General features: G+C 71.4%; 11 protein-coding genes. 4 read left to right on the top strand and 7 right to left on the bottom strand.

What is annotated here, in order from left to right:
- Nucleotides 1-2 precede the first annotated feature (2 nt).
- The 6 genes from FFK22_RS03650 to FFK22_RS03625 are packed head-to-tail and all read right to left on the bottom strand — an operon-like array spanning nt 3 to nt 7,300.
- Nucleotides 3-1,061 (bottom strand): extracellular solute-binding protein, encoded by a 1,059-nt coding sequence (locus FFK22_RS03650; RefSeq protein ID WP_138887398.1) that lies wholly within the window; start codon nt 1,059-1,061, stop codon nt 3-5.
- Nucleotides 1,062-1,119: 58 nt separating this feature from the next.
- Nucleotides 1,120-1,944, bottom strand: a complete 825-nt coding sequence (locus FFK22_RS03645; RefSeq protein WP_221938359.1) for a creatininase family protein — start codon at nt 1,942-1,944, stop codon at nt 1,120-1,122.
- A gap of 46 nt (nt 1,945-1,990) precedes the next feature.
- Complete coding sequence (locus FFK22_RS03640; RefSeq protein WP_138887399.1) at nt 1,991-2,974, bottom strand: ABC transporter ATP-binding protein; 984 nt, start codon at nt 2,972-2,974, stop codon at nt 1,991-1,993.
- Nucleotides 2,971-4,815: a dipeptide/oligopeptide/nickel ABC transporter permease/ATP-binding protein gene (locus tag FFK22_RS03635; RefSeq protein ID WP_138887400.1), complete on the bottom strand. Its 1,845-nt coding sequence runs from the start codon at nt 4,813-4,815 to the stop codon at nt 2,971-2,973. The genes FFK22_RS03640 and FFK22_RS03635 overlap by 4 nt, the downstream gene beginning before the upstream one ends.
- A complete protein-coding gene (locus FFK22_RS03630) occupies nt 4,812-5,765 on the bottom strand; it encodes an ABC transporter permease (RefSeq protein WP_186002287.1) in 954 nt (317 codons plus the stop codon). The genes FFK22_RS03635 and FFK22_RS03630 overlap by 4 nt, the downstream gene beginning before the upstream one ends.
- Nucleotides 5,762-7,300 (bottom strand): ABC transporter substrate-binding protein, encoded by a 1,539-nt coding sequence (locus tag FFK22_RS03625; RefSeq protein WP_138887401.1) that lies wholly within the window; start codon nt 7,298-7,300, stop codon nt 5,762-5,764. Before FFK22_RS03625 ends, FFK22_RS03630 begins: the two co-directional genes overlap by 4 nt.
- A gap of 320 nt (nt 7,301-7,620) precedes the next feature.
- On the opposite strand from FFK22_RS03625, the gene FFK22_RS03620 reads away from it, so the two are divergent.
- Nucleotides 7,621-8,277 carry a FadR/GntR family transcriptional regulator gene (locus tag FFK22_RS03620; protein ID WP_143956793.1) on the top strand — a complete coding sequence of 219 codons (657 nt, stop codon included), beginning with the start codon at nt 7,621-7,623 and terminating at the stop codon, nt 8,275-8,277.
- Between the two features lie 315 nt (nt 8,278-8,592).
- The gene (locus FFK22_RS03615) at nt 8,593-10,041 is read left to right on the top strand and encodes an FAD-binding oxidoreductase (RefSeq protein ID WP_221938358.1); all 1,449 of its coding nucleotides are present in this window, start codon (nt 8,593-8,595) and stop codon (nt 10,039-10,041) included.
- Nucleotides 10,042-10,114: 73 nt separating this feature from the next.
- Here the strand turns inward: FFK22_RS03615 and FFK22_RS03610 are convergent, their stop codons facing one another.
- A complete protein-coding gene (locus FFK22_RS03610; RefSeq protein ID WP_138887404.1) occupies nt 10,115-16,822 on the bottom strand; it encodes an autotransporter outer membrane beta-barrel domain-containing protein in 6,708 nt (2,235 codons plus the stop codon).
- A gap of 236 nt (nt 16,823-17,058) precedes the next feature.
- On the opposite strand from FFK22_RS03610, the gene FFK22_RS03605 reads away from it, so the two are divergent.
- Together FFK22_RS03605 and FFK22_RS03600 are read left to right on the top strand one after the other, a co-directional pair.
- Nucleotides 17,059-18,159 carry a sensor histidine kinase gene (locus tag FFK22_RS03605; RefSeq protein ID WP_221938357.1) on the top strand — a complete coding sequence of 367 codons (1,101 nt, stop codon included), beginning with the start codon at nt 17,059-17,061 and terminating at the stop codon, nt 18,157-18,159.
- Nucleotides 18,147-18,932, top strand: coding sequence for a LytTR family DNA-binding domain-containing protein (locus FFK22_RS03600; protein ID WP_138887405.1), 786 nt, complete (start codon nt 18,147-18,149; stop codon nt 18,930-18,932). Before FFK22_RS03605 ends, FFK22_RS03600 begins: the two co-directional genes overlap by 13 nt.
- The last annotated feature ends 166 nt before the right edge of the window (nt 18,933-19,098 follow it).

The following is a 19,098-nucleotide window of genomic DNA, read 5'->3' as shown; positions in this document are numbered from 1 at the left end:
GATCAGCCGGCCGAAATCACTTCGCGGCGCCAGCGGTTGTTCCACTTGTCGCGCACCTTGACGATCTCGCTCCAGTCCACCTCGATCATGCGGCTGCGGTTCTCCGGCGCGGCGGCGGTGCGGGCCAGCGCCTTGGGATCGATCTGCGCCTTGCCGTTGGTCGGCGCGTAGAACACGCGCTCGGTGAAGGCCTTCTGGGCCTGCTGCGACAGGGCGTGGTTGATGAAGGCAACGGCCGTGGCGCGGTTCTTCGAGCCGGCGGTCAGGTTGATGGTGTTGATCTGGAACACCGAGCCCTCCGGCGGCAGCAGCGCGCCGAGCTTGCCCTGGGTCTCGTCGATCTTGCGCTGCGACCGCGCGTTCCAGCCGGTGGCGACGCGGACGATGCCGTTCTGGATCAGGGAATAGCCGTCGGGATTGGGGTTCCAGGTGTTCACCGACGGCGCCAGCTCGGCCAGCTTGGCGATCGCCTGGTCGACCGATTGCCGGTAGTCGCCGCCCAGCATCTTCTCGACCATCACGGTCAGGGCCAGGCCCTGGATGTTCGGCGGGGCGCTGATCGCCAGCTGCCCCTTCAGGTCCGGGCGCCACAGGTCGGCCAGGCTGGCGAGCGGGGGCTGCAGGTTCTGGGCGTCGGTCACCAGCACCAGATGGTCGAAGGTCACGGCCGGGCCGAACTCGCCGCCGGCGGCGCGGGCCTCGGGGACCAGCTCCTCCAGCGACGGCACCTCGGCCGGGCTCAGCTTGTCGAACAGCCCCTCGGCATTGCCGATGTTCGACGCGGTGACGTCCATGATGGTGACGTCGATCTGCGGGTCCGCCTTCTGGGCGCGGATGTTGCCCAGCATCTCGGCCGAGGTGCCGCCGGGCGCATAGGCGACCTCCACGCCCGGGAAAGCCTGCTGGAACGGCTCGATGACGGTCTCGACGTAATTGTCCTGGAAGGTGCCGTCGGCATAGGCCATCAGCCGGATCTGGCCGGCAGGCGACTGGGCCCGGAGGATGGCCGGGGCCGCGAGGGTCGCGACCCCGGTCTGCAGCAGGAGACGGCGCGTCAGCATCTGGAAGCCCCCTTTGTTGGCCCCGTCCGGGGCAGCATTGATCTCGTCTTTGCAGCCCTCAGGCCGCGACCTTGCCGGCGAAATGGGCGACGAAGCGGGCGCAGATCTCGGTCAGCTTCTCGGTCAGAGCCGCGCCGGTCTCGGCCGAGCACAGGCGCGGGTCGCCCTTGCCGACGCCGAGGGTGTAGACCTCGTCATACTGGTTCGGCATGCCGATCTCGGCGCCGTCGAAGCTGGCGGTGCCGAGCCCGGTGAAGGGCAGGTCCAGCACCGGGTCGCGCTTCGCCGGCCGCTCCGTCGGCATCATCTCCGGGCGCATCAGCTCCGGGAACAGGTGCAGGCCGATGCTGGTCAGCGGGTCGGCACCGTGGCCTGCGACCTTGGCGGAATTCTCGGCCCCGACGATGCCGGGCAGCAGGCCGTAGCCGATGCGCCACAGATACAGGCTCGGCAGCACCGTGCCGTCACGCAGGTACAGGCCGCGCGCCACCTCGGCGATCGGCCCGACATTGCCGCCATGGCCGTTGATGACGACGATGCGGGTCAGGCCGGTCTTGTGCAGCGAGCCGACCATCTCGGCGATGACGCTGGTCAGCGTCGCCTGGCTCAGGGCGATGCCGCCGATCATCGGGGCGAACCAGTCGACGCCGCCATAGGGCAGCACCGGCGCCACCAGGGTGCGGACGCCGCGCTCGCTGGCGCGGATGGCGGCCAGCTCGGCGATCTTCTCGGCCAGCAGGTAGTCGCCCATCGGCGCGTGCGGGCCCTGATCCTCATGGCTGCCCATCGGCAGCAGGATCACCGGGTTCCGGGCCAGGATGTCGCGGGCCTCGCCGCCCGTGATGGTGCCCATATGCACCTTCGGTTCCGTCTTCGCGGCCAAAGCTCTACTCCTCGTCGGCAGGTCGGTGGTCGGGCCGGATCGTCATTCAGGCGATCTCCTCGGCCCGGATGCAGGCGACACGGCGGGCTTCGCCGTGGGGGCGCAGCTCCGGCACCGCCTCCGCACAGGCCGGCCGCGCATGGGCGCAGCGGGTGCGGAAGACGCAGCCGGAGGGCGGGTTGGACGGGCTCGGCGGTTCGCCGGCCAGGAGGATGCGGTCGGCGCGTCGGTCCGGGTGCAGCTGCGGCGTCGCCGAGATCAGGGCCCGGGTGTAGGGGTGGGCCGGGCTGGTGAAGACCGCCTCGGCCGGGCCTTCCTCCATCACCCGGCCGAGATACATCACGATCACCCGGTCGCAGAGATGCCGCACCACCGGCAGGTCGTGGCTGATGAACAGCAGGGCCAGCCCCAGGTCGCGGCGCAGCTCGGCCAGCAGCTGCACGATCTGGGCCTGGATCGAGACGTCCAGCGCCGACACCGGCTCGTCGGCGACCAGGAAGTCCGGCCCGCTGGCCAGGGCGCGGGCCAGGCCGATGCGCTGGCGCTGGCCGCCGGAGAATTCGTGCGGGTAGCGCTGGGCATGGCTGGGGTCGAGACCGACGCGTTCGAGCAGCCCGGCCACGCGGCCGTCGCGCTCCGCGGCGTCGCCGACGCGGTGGATGGCCAGGCCGTCGGCGATCTGCGCCCCGACCCGGCGGCGCGGGTCGAGGCTGCCATAGGGATCCTGGAACACGATCTGCATGCGCCGGCGCAGCGCCCGCCAGTCGCGGCCGGAGGGGCGGCCCAGCGGCCGGCCGTCGAAGCTGACCGTCCCCGCGCTGGCCGGCATCAGCCCCAGCATCATCCGGCCCAGCGTGCTCTTGCCCGATCCGGATTCGCCGACGACGCCCAGCGCCTCGCCACGGGCCACGCCGGCATCCACCCCGCGCACGGCCTGCACAAACCGGCCGCGCCGGAACAGGCCGCCGGTGTGGAAGATCTTGGACAGGCCCCTGGCCTCGACCAGCGGCGTCGTCGATGGGGGGATCATGCCGCGCACTCCGCTCCGTTCGCCAGATCCGGCCAGCGGATGCAGCGCGTCAGCCGGCCGCCCTGCGTCTCGTCGAGCATCACGGGCGCCGCTTCGCAGGCCGCCACGGCATGGCTGCAGCGCGGCGCGAAGCGGCAGCCGGTCGGGAAGGCATGGGGCTGCGGCACCACGCCGGGGATGCCGGCGGGCTGGCCGTCGCCGTCGGGCGTCGCCGCCAGCAGGGCGCGGGTGTAGGGGTGCAGGGGGGCTGCGAAGACCGCGGCGACGTCGCCCTGCTCGACCACCTGCCCCGCATACATCACCGTGACCCGGTCGGCGATCTCGGCGACGACGCCCAGGCTGTGGGTGATGAAGATCATCGCCGTGCCGGTCTCGCGCTGCAGCTCGGCCAGCAGGTCCAGGATCTGGGCCTGGACGGTGACGTCCAGCGCGGTGGTCGGCTCGTCGGCGATCAGCAGGCCCGGGCGGTTGGCCAGCGCCATGGCGATCATCACCCGCTGCCGCATGCCGCCCGACAGCTCGTGCGGCCAGGCGTCCAGCCGCCGCTCCGGGTCGGCGATGCCGACGCGGCGGAACAGGCCCAGCGCCTCGGTCCGCGCCGCCTTGGCCGTCATCGCGCGATGGGCCCGGATCGCCTCGGCCACCTGGTCGCCGACACGGTGCACCGGGTTCAGGCTGCTCATCGGGTCCTGGAACACCATGGCCATGGCGCCGCCGCGCAGGGCCCGCAGGGCCGGCTCGCCCAGCCGCAGCAGGTCGCGCTCGCCCAGCCAGGCGGCGCCGGCGACCGGCCGGGCCGTCGGCGGCAGCAGCCCCATCAGGGCGGTGGCGGTGACCGATTTGCCGGAGCCGCTCTCGCCGACGATGGCCATGGTCTCGCCGGGGCGGACCGACAGCGAAACGTCCTCGACCGGCCGGATGACGCCGCGCGGGGTGGCGATCTCGACCGTCAGGCCCTGCAGGTCCAGCACGGCGTCGGTCTGCGCCGGTGGCGGCAGCAGCCCGGGCAGCATCCGGTCGATCAGGCGCAGGCGGGGGCGGGCGGCCGGCGTGCGCGGGTCGACCGCGTCGCGCAGCGCGTCGCACAGCAGGTTCATCGCCAGGATGGTCAGGCTCAGCGCCGCGCAGGGCCACAGCAGCAGCAGCGGGGACTGCTCCATCGTTGCGCGGGCGCCGCGGATCATCAGGCCCCAGGACGGGGCGGGCGGCACCACGCCGAGGCCGAGGAAGGACAGGCCGCTTTCCAGCACCACGGCGGCGGCGACGGCGAGCGACAGCTGCACCAGCACCGGCCCGGCGATGTTGGGCAGCACGGTGCGCAGCAGGATGCGGCCGGTCGGGGCGCCCAGGGCGCGCACCGCCTCGACATAGTCGTGGCTGCGGGCCGACAGCACCTCGGCATAGGTCACCCGGGCGAAGCCGGGCAGGTACAGCACGGACAGCACCAGGATCAGCGTGCCGGCGCCGGGGCCCAGCAGGGTGACGACCAGCAGCGCCAGCAGCACCGGCGGGAAGCACAGGATGATGTCCATGCTGCGCACCGTCAGCAACTCGCCGATGCCGCGGAACCAGCCGCCGACCAGCCCGAGCGCGGTGCCGATGATGCCGGCGATCGCGGCGGCGGCGAAGGCGACGCCCAGGCTGGTGCGCGCGCCCCAGATCAGGCGGGACAGCACGTCGCGGCCGAACTCGTCACGGCCCAGCGGCGACCCCGGCATCGGCCCGGCCAGGCGCTGGGCGATGTCCTGCTTGACCGGGTCCGCCAGGCCCAGCCACGGCGCCAGCAGCGCCAGCAGGATGACGGCCGCGACCAGCGCGCCGGGGATCCAGAGGCGCCTCATGCTGCGCGGATCCGCGGATCGAGCACGGCGTAGAGCAGGTCCATCGCCAGGTTGATCAGCAGGAACAGGCCGGAGACGGTGAGCACGATGCCGACCACCATCGGGTAGTCGCGCGCCTCGACCGCGTGCAGCAGCGGCGTCGACAGGCCGGGCCAGTTGAAGACGTATTCGACCAGCACCGTGCCGCCCAGCATCGTGCCCATCTGCAGGCCCAGCACGGTCAGCACCGGGCTCAGCGCGTTGCGCACGACGTGGTGCACCAGCACCCGGGCCGGGGACAGGCCCTTGGCGCGGGCGGTGCGGACATAGTCGCGCGACAGGGCGTCCAGCACCGAGGACCGGGTCATCCGGAACACGATCGCGGTCAGGCCCTTGGCGATGGCGATCGCCGGGAGGGCCAGCAGGGTCAGGTGCTTCATCGGATCCTGGGCCAGCGGCACGAAGCCGCCGGCCGGCATCAGCCGCAGCGCCTGGGCCATCAGCAGGATCAGCAGGGTGCCGACCACGAAGACCGGCACCGCCAGCAGCAGTGCGGCGAGGCCGGAGGCGACGCGGTCGAATGTCCCGCCGCGGTGCATCGCGGCATAGGTGCCGGCCGGGATGCCGAAGACCACGGCCAGCAGCGCGCCGGCGGCGATCAGCTCCAGCGTGCGCGGCAGGCGCAGCGCGATCTCCTGCGCCACCGGATAGTCGTCGACCAGGGAGTTGCCCAGGTCGCCCCGCGGCAGCCCGGACAGGAACTCGAAATACTGGTCCGACAGCGGCCGGTCGAGGCCCAGCCGCTCGCGCAGCTCGGCGACCGCGCCCGGGTCGGGCGCGACGCCGCCGGTCGACAGCAGCAGCTCCGCCGGGTCGCCGGGCACCATGTGCAGCGCCAGGAACACGATCGTGGCGACGATCCAGGCCAGCGCCAGCGAGGTTCCGATGCGGCGGAGCAGCCCGGCGATCATGTAAAGGACGTCTCTTCGAGCGTCGCGCCGGAGGAGGTGGTCAGCGCGCCGGGCAGGTTGGTGAAGCCGGTGAGGCGCCGGTCCAGGCCGTAGCCCTGGGCCCGCCAGGCCAGGCCGGCCAGCGGCACCTCCTCAAGGGCGGCGCGCTGCATCTCCTTGTAGATCTCGACCCGCTTGGCCGGGTCGAACTCGGCCCGGCCGCGGGCCAGTGCCTCGACGGTCTTCGGCGCCTTCAGGCCGAAGGAGCGGCCATGGGTGGGCGCCAGCGAGGTGTCGATCACGCTGGTCAGCCCGTCGGGGTCGTTGTTGTCGGCGGCCAGGCCGTGGATGGCGATGTCGTACTGGCCCTTGGTGCCGCGGGCGACGCGGGTCGACCAGTCGGGCAGCTGCAGCTCGCACTGGATGCCGATGGCGGCCAGGTGCTGCTGCACCACCTCGGCGGTGTCCTTGTGCATGCCGTACTGGGCGGTGGCCAGCAGCGTCGTCTGGAATCCGTCAGGGTGCCCGGCCTCGGCCAGCAGTGCCTTGGCCTTGGCCGGGTCGTAGGCCCAGCCCTGCGCCAGCGCGTCGTCGTACCACGGCGTCCCCGCGACGATCGGCACCCCTGCCAGCGGCTTGCCCCGGCCGAAGAAGGCGGCCTTGACGATGTCCTCGCGCTTCACCGCATGAGCGATCGCCCGGCGCACGCGCGGGTCGTCGAAGGGCGGCCGGGTGGCGTTGAACAGCACGCACATGAACGGCCCCTCGACCGCGTCGAGCCGCAGCCGCGGGTCGGCTTCGACCGTGCCCATCGACTGCCAGGGGACGTATTCGATCATGTCGACATCGCCGCTCTGCAGCGCCGCGACGCGCAGGTTCTCGTCGGCATAGACGGTGAAGCGGATGCCCTTCAGCTTGGGGAAGCCGGGCTTGTAGAACTTGTCGAAGGCGGCCAGCTCGATCGAGGTGCCGCGCTCCTGCCCGGCCAGGCGGAAGGGCCCGGCGCCGATCGGCTCGCTCGGCGTCGAGTTCCGCGACAGCACGAATGTGTTGTAGTTGGCGAACCAGGTCGGCAGCGTCGCCGTCGGCGTCTTGGTGACCAGCCGGACGGTCTGCGGGTCGGGGATATCGATGCGCGCGATGCCCTGGAACTGAGTGCGCATATAGGCGGTCGAGGTCTCGCCGGCGATCTGCTCGATCGACCATTTCACGTCGTCGGCGGTGACCGGGTCGCCGTTCTGGAAGACGCAGCCGGGGCGCAGCTTGAACACCCAGGCGCCCTCGTCATCGACCGACCAGGATTCGGCCAGCTCGCCGCGCAGCTGACCCTTGCTGTCATAGGTGACCAGGCTGCGGTGCAGCATCAGCTTCACCGTGCCGGCGGCGGCGCCGGTGCTGACCCAGGGCTGCAGGTTGGGCGGAAAGGCCGACAGGCCGTAGCGCAGGACGCCATCGGCCGGCTGGGCCCGCCCCGGCAGCGAGAGGAAGGGCAAGGACAGCCCGGCCCCCAGCAGCGCCCGGCGCGTCATGGTGATGCAGCGGCTACCCCCGACCATGGTGCCATCCCCTGTTGTTTCCGGCGTGCGGGCGACATGGCCCGTGGCCGCGATGTCGATTTTTGCCCGATGTCGTCCGGGCTTGTTTGACATCTATCTGGCTGAAAATTACATGTCAACTGACATGTGGGCGAGGCGTTGTGGCCTGATCGTGGCGGCGAAGATGTCGTAAGCCGGGCCGCAGTGCCATTTTCCGGGACGGCCGGGCTTTGAGCTTCCCGGCATAACGTGTAATCTCACATGCAAACAATCAGGCCCGCAGACGGCAAAGGGTTCCGGTGTCTCAACGTCCAAGACTGAGCGATATCCTCTATGGCGACATGCTGGGGCGCATCCAGCGTGGCCAGTTTCCGGGCGACGGCAAGCTGCCGTCCGAGAAGGAGCTCAGCCAGAGCTTCGGCGTGTCCCGGCCGATCGTGCGCGAGGCCCTGCGCCGGCTGCGCGAGGACGGGCTGATCCAGTCCCGCCAGGGCGCCGGCAGCTTCGTCGTCGGCGCGGAGGAGCCGCCGCGGCCGGCGAATGGCGCCCAGGGGATCCAGACGATCTCCGACGTGCGGCGCATCTACCAGTTTCGGATCGCGCTGGAGGGCGAGGTGGCCTATGCCGCCGCCCTGAACCGCAACGAGGTGCTGCTGGCCGCGGTGAAGAAGGAACTCGACGCGATCGACCAGGCGATCCGGACCGGCAAGATCGGCGTCCAGCAGGACAGCGATTTCCACACCGCGATCGCCCGGGCCACGCAGAACCAGTATTTCGAGGCGGCGCTCGCCGCGGTGCGGCCGCATCTCGACTACGTCATCGACCTGGCGCGCAGCTTCTCCGTGCTGCATTCGGCCGGGCATCTGGCGATGGTCCAGCGCGAGCATGCGGCGGTCTACGAGGCGATCCGGGACGGCGACGCTGTCAAGGCGCGCGAGGCGATGCAGGCCCATATTCGCAACGCGCAGGAGCGAGTCTTCGACGGCATCCATCTGTAGCGACCGGCAGCAGGCCGGCGACCGGGATTGCTTGACAAGTGGCGATCCGGCAGGGGCCGTCCGGAGGTGGTTGTCAGACGAGCCGGAGAGATGGTCTGGAGAGTTTATATATTTAAATCAATTCATTGATATCTGGCCGCCCGACGCGCTGCGGCCGGGTTGCGCGAAAAAAAGCATAAGTTGACAAGTTGATCGATGACAACGCAGAGTCGTGGTAGGGCGGTCCCTGGCCGCCAGTATCCGCCATGCGGGGGCGGGCCCGACCGGCAGGGAGGCCGGCCGCCGCCCGGGCCTGCGCCGGGAGAGCCTGCGCGAGTGAACGACAGCCATCTGGAAGCCCTGCGGGTGGTGCTCGGAGAGCGCGGCCTGCTTGCGGCCCCCGACGACCTCTCATCCTACGAGACCGGCGCCCGCTACGACCGCGGCCGCGCCGCCTTCGTCGCCCGTCCGGCGACGACGGCCGAGGCCTCCGCCGTCGTCGCCCATTGCGTGCGCCACGGCATCCGGCTGGTGCCCCAGGGCGGCAACACCGGCCTCGTCGCCGGCTCGACACCCGACCCCGGCGGGGCGCAGGGCGTGCTCAGCCTCGACCGCTTCACCGGCCTGTTCGAGGTTGATGTCGCCAACCGCAGCGCGACCGTCGGCGCTGGCCTCCGCCTGTCCGCCCTCAACCAGGGGCTCGCACCGCACGGCCTGACCCTGCCGATCGACCTCGGCGCCGACCCGATGGTCGGCGGCATGGTCGCGACCAACACCGGCGGGGCGCGCTTCATCCGCTACGGCGACATGCGGCGGCATGTGCTGGGGCTCGAGGTCGTGCTGCCCGATGCCCAGGGCACCGTGCTCGACCTGATGCGGCCGCTGCGCAAGAACAACACCGGGCTCGACCTCAAGCAGCTCTTCATCGGCACCGGCGGCGCCTATGGCCTGGTCACCCGCGCGGTGCTGGAGCTTCGCCGCCTGCCGCAGCAATCGGCCACGGCCGTCCTGGTGCCGCGCGACGATGAGGCGGTGATGACTCTGCTGACCGCCTTCGAGGAGCGGGTCGGCGACCATCTGGCGGCGTTCGAGGGCCTGTCGGGCGCCGCGGTCGGGCTGGCGCTCAAGCATCACAACCGCCTGCGCAACCCCTTCGCGCCGCACCCGCCGCCGCCCTTCTGCATCCTGGTCGAGATCGAGCGCTCCTGGGCGCCGCGGGAGCAGGAGCCGTCGATCGACGCCCTGATGGAGCAGGTGCTGGCCGAGATCTGGGATCTGCCGGGCGCTCCGCTCGCCGACGCCATGCCGGGCCGCGGATCCGAGTTCTGGGCGCTGCGCCATGTGCTGAGCGAGAGCTTGGCGGCCGAGGGCAGGGTGGTGGCCTTCGATCTCGGTTTTTCGCGCGCCGACGTGATGCCGTTCCGTCGGGCGATGACGGAGGTGCTGGCGCAGCGGCATCCGGAGGCCCGGATCTGCGATTTCGGCCATGTCGGCGACGGCGGCGTGCACTTCAACCTCGTGCTGCCGCGCGACTCCGCTTTGGCGCGCGACCCGACGCCGCTGCGCGAGCTGGTGTTCGGCGAGGCGGCCGGGCGCTTCGGCGGCAGCTTCAGCGCCGAGCACGGCATCGGCCGGGCCAACCTGGCCTTCTATGAGCGCTTCGTCGATGCCCGGAATCGCGGGATCGCGGGCGCGATCCAGGACTTGCTGGCGCCGGGCGATCTAGGCGCCGTCGACTTTCGTGCCGCGGCGCGGCGTGACGGTCCAACCGGGCGGCCGGACTGACGGATCCCGGAGGTTCGCCGACGCCGGTCTGCAGCGCCGGCGCCGCGAAATCCGCCAGGAATGCCCCGGCGGGTCAGAACGGCAGGATGGCCTTCAGCGAGCCGGCGTTGCTGGAGGTGCGGTCGGAGAACTCGCCATCGTATTGGAAGCGGAAGTCGACCCCGGCGGCGGTCAGAACCTGGACGCCGGCGCCGATGCGGGCCACCACATCGTCGATCGGCAGCGAGGTGTCGAAGCTGCCGGTACCGGACGGCGCGCCGGCGAAGCGGGCCTTCGCGGTCCAGTCGTCGTCGGTCAGGATCGAGACGCCGGCATAGGCGTAGGGCCGCAGCACGGCGTTGCCGGCGGCGACGCGCCCGCCGACCTCGATCGTCGGCGAGAAGGCGAAGGTGAACTGGTCGCTGTCCTCCACCTTCAGGCCGAGATCGCCGCCGCCGTCCTCGCGATAGCCCGGCATCCGCGAATAGATCGCGTCCAGGTCGAGATAGGGCTTCAGATACATCTCGGAAACGGCGAAGGTCCGCGCCACCCGCAGCCGTGCCGACCCGGCGAAGACGTCCGGATCGCTGGACGCGGTGCCGGCGAAGCCGGGGATGGAGACCCGCCGGTTCAGCTCGAAGCTGCCATAGCTGCCGCTGAGCGCGCCGGCGATCTGCCAGGGGCCGATCTCGCGCTTCACGGTGAGGCCGAGATAGCCGCTGTCGCCGTCGCCGTCGACCCGGCCGTCATAGCCGTCGAGCCAGCTGTTCTGGTAGGCGGCGGACATGCCGACGAGCCAGCCGGGCGCGACCTCGTGCTGGCCGCCGACCTGGTAGGTGATGCTGTCGTCGGAGAAGCCGGAGGTGCCGCTGTCGGCGGTCTGCTGGGTCGACCGGCCGGTGACCTGGGCCCAGGCGCACTCGGTCTCGCTGGTCAGCGCGTCGGCGCCGCTGAACACCGGGCAGCTCATCAGCCCGCTGTTGAACCGCGCCAGGCCGGCCTGCAACTGTGCCGCCGGGGCCAGGGCGACGCCGGGCGACAGGTCGGACAGCATGCCGGAATAGGCCTTGCTGCCCTGGTCGGCGGCGGCGCCGAGGGTGGCGAACAGCGTGCCGAAGCCGTCGGTGCCGCCCGCATCCCAGATCTCCTGCAGACCACGGGCGACCTTGGACTGGTTGCCCTCCAGCTTCATCGCCTCCGCATCGAAATCGGCCGAGGCCACCGACAGGCGGTAGTCATGCCCCTGCGGCGCCAGGGCGAAGCGGTAGATCGGCGAGACCTCCGGGGTGATCGCGCCGGTGGCGGCGCCGTCGACGGTCAGCACGGTCAGGGCCCGGCCGGGCCGCAGGCTGGTGGCCTGCAGGTCCAGCATGCCGCCCAGCGCCGCGTCGCCGCGCACCAGCAGCCGGTCGGCGGCGCTGCGGTTGAAGTCGGTGTCGACCACCAGCGTGCCGGCCGCCCCTTGGGTGAAGTCGCCGACGATCTCGGTGCCGTCGACCGCGCCGGAATGCCCGACCACCAGCCGGCCCTGGTTGTTCACATCCGCCACGTAGAGCGAGGCGTCGACAAGCGTGTCGCTGGAGTAGTTGTTCACCGTGCCGGCGAGGCATTGCACGGTATAGCCCCCTGTCCCGTTGCAGGTGTCATTGCTGTTGACCAGCAGGATGTTGCCGGAGATGGTGCCGTAGTTGGTGACGTCCAGCACGCTGCCAAGGGAGCCGGTGGAGTCCCCGACGAAGTGGATGGCGGTTCCGGATGTCGCCGAGATCCGGCCGTTGGCGTTCACGGTCATCACATTGTCCACGCCGCCCGCCACCCAGACGCCCGCGCCCTGACCCGACCCGCCGGTGACGGTGCCGTTCACGGTCACGGTGACCTTCCCATCCCCTTGTGGCCCCTCGCTCTGGGCGAAGATGCCGACCGAATTCGCGCCGGTCGTGCTGATCGTGCCGCTCTGTGTCACGGTCACCGCACCGCCAACCCCCGAGCCCGACGAGCCGGTCGACCCCGCGAAGGCGCCGGACTGATCGCCGCCGAAGCCGCCGCCGCCGCCGATCGACTGGGCCAGGATGCCGAAGGCGTTGGCGCCGCTGGTGTTGATCGAGCCGTCGACCGTGACCGCGACGGTGCCGCCATTGCCGCCGTTGCCGCCGCCCGCACCGCTGCGCCCGGCCGGGTTCAGCGAGAACAGGCCCACCGAGGCATCGCCGCCGATGCCGCCGCCGCCACCGATCGACTGCGCCACGATCGCGTGCGCCCCAGCGCCGCCAGTGGTGATGTGGCTTTCCGTGGTGATGTCCACTGTCACGGCGCCGCCACTGCCGCCGGCCCCGCTTTGGCCGCCCAGAGCCAGGCCGACCAGGTTGTTGGCGGCCCCGGCACCACCGATGCCGCCGCCGCCGCCGATCGACTGCGCCACGACGCCGTAGGATCGGGCGCCGAAGGTGTTCAGGGCCAGCCCGGTGGTCAGGGTGACGGCCTCGCCATTGCCGGAGACGCCGCCCTTGCCGCCGACGACGACCGCGACCGCATGGCCGCCGATATTCTTGGCCGCGCTGCTGTTGCCGGCGCCGCCGGTGCCGCCGCCGCCGCCGATCGACTGCGCCAGGATGCCGATGGCGTCGTCACCGCTGGTCATGGCGTTCAGCCAGCTGCCGCGGCCGTCGACGAGCGGGTTGATCTGGACCGTGCCGCCATCGCCTCCGCCGCCGCCCGTGCCGCCGCCGTCACCGCCGACCGTCAGGTTGCCGGCCGCCTGGTCGGACCCGTCACCGCCCTGGCCGCCGCCGCCGCCGATCGACTGCAACACCACGGCATTGGCGGCATAGCCCGACGTGTTGGCCTGGTTGTTATAGCTGTCGTCGAAGATGGCGGAGACGGTGCCGCCCGTGGCGGCGGAGCCGCCCTTGCCGCCGACGCCGACGGTGATGTTGGCCTGGACCTTGCTGCCGGACGCCGTCGCCGACCCGCCGGCGCCGCCGCCTCCGCCGATCGACTGCGCCACGATGCCGTCGGCCCAGTCGCCGGCCGTGGCGATCCGCCCGGAATGGGTCAGCGAGACCGCGCCGCCATTGCCGCCGCCGCCACCCGTGCCGCCGACATCGACCGACAGGGTGTAGGTGTTGCCTTCGTCGGACAGCCGGTCCTTGTTGTCCTTGAACTCGCCGATGCGGTCGAGGATGGGGTGGGACGAGGCGTCGGCGCCGATCGATCCGCCCAGCCCGCCGCCACCGCCGATCGACTGCAGCATGACGCCGTCGGCGTCGCCGCCCACCGTCGAGATGGCGCCGGCCGTGCTGGCGGTGACGGCGCCGCCGTCACCGCCGCTGCCGCCGGTCCGGCCAACCCCGACGGTCAGCCGGCCCTCATAGCCGCCCGCGCCGGCGGCCAGGAACAGCGTGCCGCCCTGCGAATTGCCGCCGCCGCCGCCGATCGACTGGGCGACGATGCCGCGCGAGCCGGAGCCGAGGGTCTGGATCGTCTGGTTCTGATACTGGGTCATGTTGACCGTGCCGCCGCTGCCGCCGGTACCGCCGAGGCCCACCGTTGCCTTGACGCTGACGACGCCGCCCTGGGAATAGGCGTTGCTGGCGCCGATGCCGCCATTGCCGCCGCCGCCGCCGATCGACTGCGCCAGCACCCCGTCGGCGTAGTTGCCGTAGGTGACGATGGTCGAGGCCGGGGTCGGCTGGGTCGGCGGCAGCTGCAGCGCCGGTGGGCTGCCGACCACCGGTCCGCTGGCGTCGCCGAGCGTGACCGTGACCGTGCCGCCGGTGGAGGCGGAGGTGCTGGCGCTGCCGCCGAGGCTCATGCCGGCCGTCACCTCGACCGTGTCCTTGTCGCCGAGGGTGGTGGACAGCACCGAGGCGTCGCCGCCATTGCCGCCGCCGCCACCGACCGACTGCGCCACGACGGCATGGGACCCGTCGCCCACCGTGGTGACCGAGCTGCCGCCGGTCAAGGACACCGAGGCAGCCCCGCCGGCGCCGGCGCTGCCGCCCGTGCCGCCGACGGCGCCCTGGAAGTTGAAGGCGACTGGCACGCCGGTGCCGGTCGGTGCTGCCACGACCAGATCGGCGGCGCTGGAGCTGCCGCCATTGCCGCCGCCGCCGCCGACCGACTGCGCCACGACGCCGAAGGCGTCGTCCGGCGCGTAGGTCTCGGGATCCACGTTGCTGGGGGGCAAGCCGGTCATGATCCGGGAGTTGTTCAGCGCGACGGTCGCCGCCCCGCCGCCGGTGCCGCCGCTGCCGCCGCTGCCGCCGACCACCAGGGACGCGTTGAATCCGAGGGTGACATTGTAGTAGGAGGCATCGCCGCCGTTGCCGCCGCCGCCGCCGACCGACTGCGCCAGCACGCCGATGGCGTGGGCGCCGCCGGTGGTCAGCGTCAGGTCGTTCTGCTGCACGGTCGCGCCCTTGCCGATCCCGCCGTCGCCACCCTTGCCGCCGATCTGCAGCGCCACGAAGGACAGGGCGCTGTAGTTCTGGACGCTGCCGCCATTGCCGCCGCCGCCGCCGACCGACTGCGCCATCAGCCCGACCGCGTAGTTGCCGGTGGTTGTGATGGTCGCCGCCTGGCCGGCCGGGCCGCTGCCGTCGCTGCAGATGGTGCCGGTGTTGTCGACGCAGACCGTCCCGCCGTCGCCGCCATTGGCAGCATTGCCGCCGATGCCGATCGACGCGATGGTCGAGACGGTCAGCACGTCGCCGCCATTGCCGCCGCCGCCGCCGACCGACTGCGCCAGCACTCCGTGGCCGAAGTCTCCCGTCGTCTGGATCCGGCCGAGATTGATCAGGTCGACCTCGCCGCCGTCGCCGCCGGCCGAGCCGGAGCCGCCGACCCCGGCGATGCCCTTGCTGTCGCCGCCGCTGCCGCCGCCGCCGCCGACCGACTGGGCGACCAGGCCGACCGCGGCATCGCCCGCGGTCGTGACCGTGCCGGTGTTGTTGACCAGGACCTTGCCGCCATCTGAATCGGTGGTGCCCGCGGCATCGCCGCCGACGCTCACCAGACCGGTGGCGGACCCGGCCGCGCCGCCGCCGCCGCCGATCGATTGGGCGATGATGCCATGCGACGAGTATCCGCCGGTGGTGATGCCGCCGCTGTTGCGGATGATCGCCTCCCCGGCGGTGCCGCCGCCGGCGCCGTCGCCGCCCAGCGCGACGAATTCGCCGGTCGCCACCCCGCCGGTGCCGCCGCTGCCCGCGATCGACTGGGACAGCACGCCATAGGCATGGTCGCCGGTGGTCGAGATCGTGCCGGCGCTGGTGACGGTCGCGGTGCCGCCATTGCCGCCGTTGCCGCCATTGCCGCCCGCGCCGCCCAGCACGCTCTGGAAATCGCTGCCGGTGCCGCCGCCGCCGCCGATGGAATGCGCGACGATGCCGCCGGCATAGGTGCCGGTGGTGGTGATCAGGCTGCCGGCAGCAGTGGTGACTGTCACATTGCCGGCATTGCCGCCGAAGCCGCCGCCGCCGCCGGTGCCCGCCAGGGCGGTGCCGTCGCCGCCGTCGCCACCCTGGCCGCCCAGGCTCTCCGCCAGGATGCCGTAGAGCGAATTGCCATGGGTGGTCAGCATGCCGCTGCCGATCAGGTTCGCAGCCGCGTTGCCGGCGGTGCCGCCATTGCCGCCGGAATGATCCTCCTTCGGCCCCGTGCCGCCGTCGCCGCCCCGGCTCTCCGCCGCCAGGGCGGCGCCGACCACGCTGGTGCCGTTGGTGACGTCGACCAGGATCTGGCCGGCATTGTTGGCCGTCGCGGTGCCGCTGCCGCCGCCATTGCCGCCATTGTCGCTGTTGTCGGTCGAGACGATGCCCTCGCCGCCGGCGCTCAGGGCGGCGATGCCGAACACCTCATCGCCGCCATTGGCGTTCCAATAAATCTGGACCGAGCCGTTGTTGGTGGCGGTGGCCGATCCGGCCGATCCGGCGTTGCCATTGTAGTTGCCGCCGGCGCCGCCGAGCGAACTCGCGATCATGCCGCCGCCATCCGCCAGACCCTGCAGCCGGTTGGAGCTGCTGCCGAACAGGATGGTGCTGTTGTTGGTGGCCGTGGCACTGCCGCCGGCGCCACCCGCGCCGCCCTTCTGGTCGTCGATGACGGCGCTGTTCTGCTCGCCGCCTCGGCCGCCGGCACTCTCCGCGAAGATGCCGATGAAGCCTTCGCTCGTGCCGGTCACATTCAACTGCTGGTTGTTGGTGAACGTGACCGTGCCGCCGGTGCCGCCGGTGCCGCCGTCGGAGTTGTCGTTCTTGTTGTCCTGGTCACCCTCGCCGCCGGACGACACGGCGTGGATCAGGAACAGCACGGGGGGGAAGTTGGTGGTGATCAGGTTCGCGGTGACGGCGCCGTTGTTGGTGAAGGTCAGGGAGCCGGCATTGCCGCCGCCGCCCTCGTCCTTGCCGGTGCCGCCCACCGTGGCGGCGGTGATGCCGGCGAAGAGGGGGAAGAGCGTCGTCGTCAGCGTGCCAAAATTGAACGTGCCGCTGTTGGTAACGCTCAGGCTGTCCGAGGCGCCGCCGGTCTTGACGTCGTCGTCGCCGGCCGCGCCGGTGATGAGGACGTAGTCGCGCTGGCTGTAGGAGCCGCTGGAGATGTTGCAGGTGGCCGGGTTGCTGCCGGAGCAGCCGATCTCGCCCGCGTGCCCCGGCACGGCGGCCAGCAGGCCGGCGGCGGAGACGGAGGAGAGCAGGGCGAGGCGGGGCCACAGAGCGTGCGCCCGGCCGGCAGGCCTCGTGACTGCGGCAGCCGGTTCCGCCGAGGCCGGCCGCACGATGTCCCGGTCAAACTTCGTCCGCATGCTTTATCCCCCGCTTGGCCGGAGTGGCTTCGCCGCCTTCGGCCGGCGCTGATGCCGGAGGATCAGGCTGGCGGTGGTCTCCGGCTGACGCAAAATGACGTCTTCCTCATTGCATGTGAGATAATATTCTTGCTCTATTAGCGCATTATGCAATCGATGAACCGACCATGCCGGTCGATGAAACGTTCCCAGCGATGGATTGGTCAACCGGGACTTCACAGGACGAGAAGCGGCGTGTGACGGAAGTGTTCGCGACTCTCGCCGATCGCAGGCCGGCCGCAACGGCGCCGGATGACACCGCGGCACCGGCGGGGTCGTTCTGGCGGGCGCACACGGCAGGCTGGATCTTCATCGCCCTGTTCGGCCTGGCCTCGCGCATGGCCACCTTCAATGATCTTGCGCTGGCCTTGACGATCACCCTGATCGTCGACCCGATCGGCTTCGCGCTGACGGCGCTGGCGCACAAGACGGTCCTGTCCCGTCCCCTGTACCGGCCGGCTGTGATTGTCGGCCTGGTGCTGGTGTGCTCGATCCTCGGCGGTCTGTTGCAGATGGTGATCGTCAACATAGTCAAAGACGGCCTGTTCGCCGACCTGGATCAACGCAGCATGGCCCGCGCCGACTCGATCCCGGTCATCTACTACACCGCCGTCTTCCTCGGCTGGTCGCTGGCCTATTTCTGGATCCGGGCGGATGTCGAGGCCCGGTCGGAACGGGCGCACCGCAGCGAGGCGCAGGCCGCCGCCACGCGGGCAGAGCTGCAGCGGCTGCGCCTGCAACTGGACCCGCATTTCCTGTTCAACGCGCTGAACACCGTGGCGGTCGAGATCCCCGACAATCCGGGGGCGGCGCTGGAGATGACCCACCGCATCGCCGGCTACCTCCGCTACTCGCTGGACCCGCAGACCCGGCCGGTGTGCCCGCTGAGCGACGAGATCGAGGCGGTGCGCGCCTATGTCCGGATCCAGGAGCTGCGCTTCGACGACCGGCTGCGCTGCACGGTCGAGCTGGACCCTTGCGCCGGCGCCGTCCCCGTGCCGCATCTGATCGTGCAGGGGCTGGTCGAGAACGCGGTGAAGCACGGTCTGCGGACATCCGTCGGCCCGCTCGAGATCCGGGTCGCCGCCCGCCGGCCGGACCATGACACGGTGGCGATCGAGGTCACCAATCCGGGCCGGCTGGCGCCGCGGACGGACGACCGGCCGGCGGTCGGCCTGGCCAACACCCGCCGCCGGCTGGAGCTGCACTACCCGGCGCGGCACGAACTGACGTTGACCCAGCAGGGAGAGACGGTGGTGGCGCGGCTGGTGCTGAAGGGGACGGCATGCTTCGCGTGATGCTGGTGGATGACGAGCCGCCGGCGCGGCGGGGGTTCCGGCGCCTGCTGCAGGCGCATCCGGATGTCGAGGTCGTGGCCGAGGCCGGCAGCGTGGCCGAGGCGCGGGCGCGGGCCGCGGCCGTGCAGCCCGACGCGATCTTCCTGGATGTCGAGCTGGCGGACGGGCTGGGCTTCGACCTGGTCGGCCAGGTCTCGCCGGTGCCGGCGATCGTGTTCGTCACCGCGCACGACCTCTACGCCGTGAAGGCGTTCGACGTGTCGGCGGTCGACTTCCTGCTCAAGCCGGTCGACCCGCAGCGCCTGGCCGTCACCATCGACCGGCTGCGCCGCAACCGGCTGGATGCGGCGCGCGTCCCGCCGCCCGCCCGCGAGCGGCAGGACGACGCCGAGCTGGACGCCGACCCGCAGCCGGGCGGGGCGCAGCGACGCATCCATCTGCGGATCGACGGCAAGTCGGTGATCGCGCCGCTGGGCACGGTGGCGATGCTGGCGGCGGAGGCGGATTTCACCCGCATCTTCCTGAAGGGGGCGCGGGATTATCTGGTGTGCCGGCTGCTGCGCCATTTCGAGGCCCAGTTGCCAACGCCGCCCTTCGTCCGCATCAGCCGGTCGCTGATCGTCAACCTCGACCAGCTCGAGCGTGTCGAGTGGCAGGATGCCGGACGCTGCAGAGTCCTGCTGGGCGGCGGCATCGGGCCGATCGCTCTCGGCCGGATCGCGGCCCGGCGATTGCGGCAGAGCCTCGAGGTGGGCCGCATGGTTCGCGCGTAGCCGGGCACCACCGACTGCTTCCATGCCGTTCACCATCCGAGCTTCCCTGGTGGAATCTGGGCCCATCGACGGGTGCGATCTGGATCCATGCCGCGCGGGCGCTGGCTGATCTTCCGCGCTGGAAATCTGAATCTGGACCCATCGATTGGTCTGATCTGGATCTACG

The sequence above is a fragment of the Mycobacterium sp. KBS0706 genome (assembly GCF_005938675.2).
In the GTDB taxonomy this organism is placed as follows: domain Bacteria; phylum Pseudomonadota; class Alphaproteobacteria; order DSM-16000; family Inquilinaceae; genus Inquilinus.
Note: the sequence above shows the minus strand (reverse complement) of the source record. Positions and strands in the feature narration are given on the sequence as shown.

Bases quoted from the DNA above. Each gene is read 5' to 3' on its own strand.
- FFK22_RS03600 (WP_138887405.1), top strand. From the start codon at position 18,147: ATGCTTCGCGTGATGCTGGTGGATGACGAGCCGCCGGCGCGGCGGGGG.
- FFK22_RS03635 (WP_138887400.1), bottom strand. From the start codon at position 4,815: ATGAGGCGCCTCTGGATCCCCGGCGCGCTGGTCGCGGCCGTCATCCTG.
- FFK22_RS03650 (WP_138887398.1), bottom strand. From the start codon at position 1,061: ATGCTGACGCGCCGTCTCCTGCTGCAGACCGGGGTCGCGACCCTCGCG.
- FFK22_RS03625 (WP_138887401.1), bottom strand. From the start codon at position 7,300: ATGGTCGGGGGTAGCCGCTGCATCACCATGACGCGCCGGGCGCTGCTG.
- FFK22_RS03620 (WP_143956793.1), top strand. From the start codon at position 7,621: ATGCTGGGGCGCATCCAGCGTGGCCAGTTTCCGGGCGACGGCAAGCTG.
- FFK22_RS03630 (WP_186002287.1), bottom strand. From the start codon at position 5,765: ATGATCGCCGGGCTGCTCCGCCGCATCGGAACCTCGCTGGCGCTGGCC.
- FFK22_RS03610 (WP_138887404.1), bottom strand. From the start codon at position 16,822: ATGCGGACGAAGTTTGACCGGGACATCGTGCGGCCGGCCTCGGCGGAA.
- FFK22_RS03640 (WP_138887399.1), bottom strand. From the start codon at position 2,974: ATGATCCCCCCATCGACGACGCCGCTGGTCGAGGCCAGGGGCCTGTCC.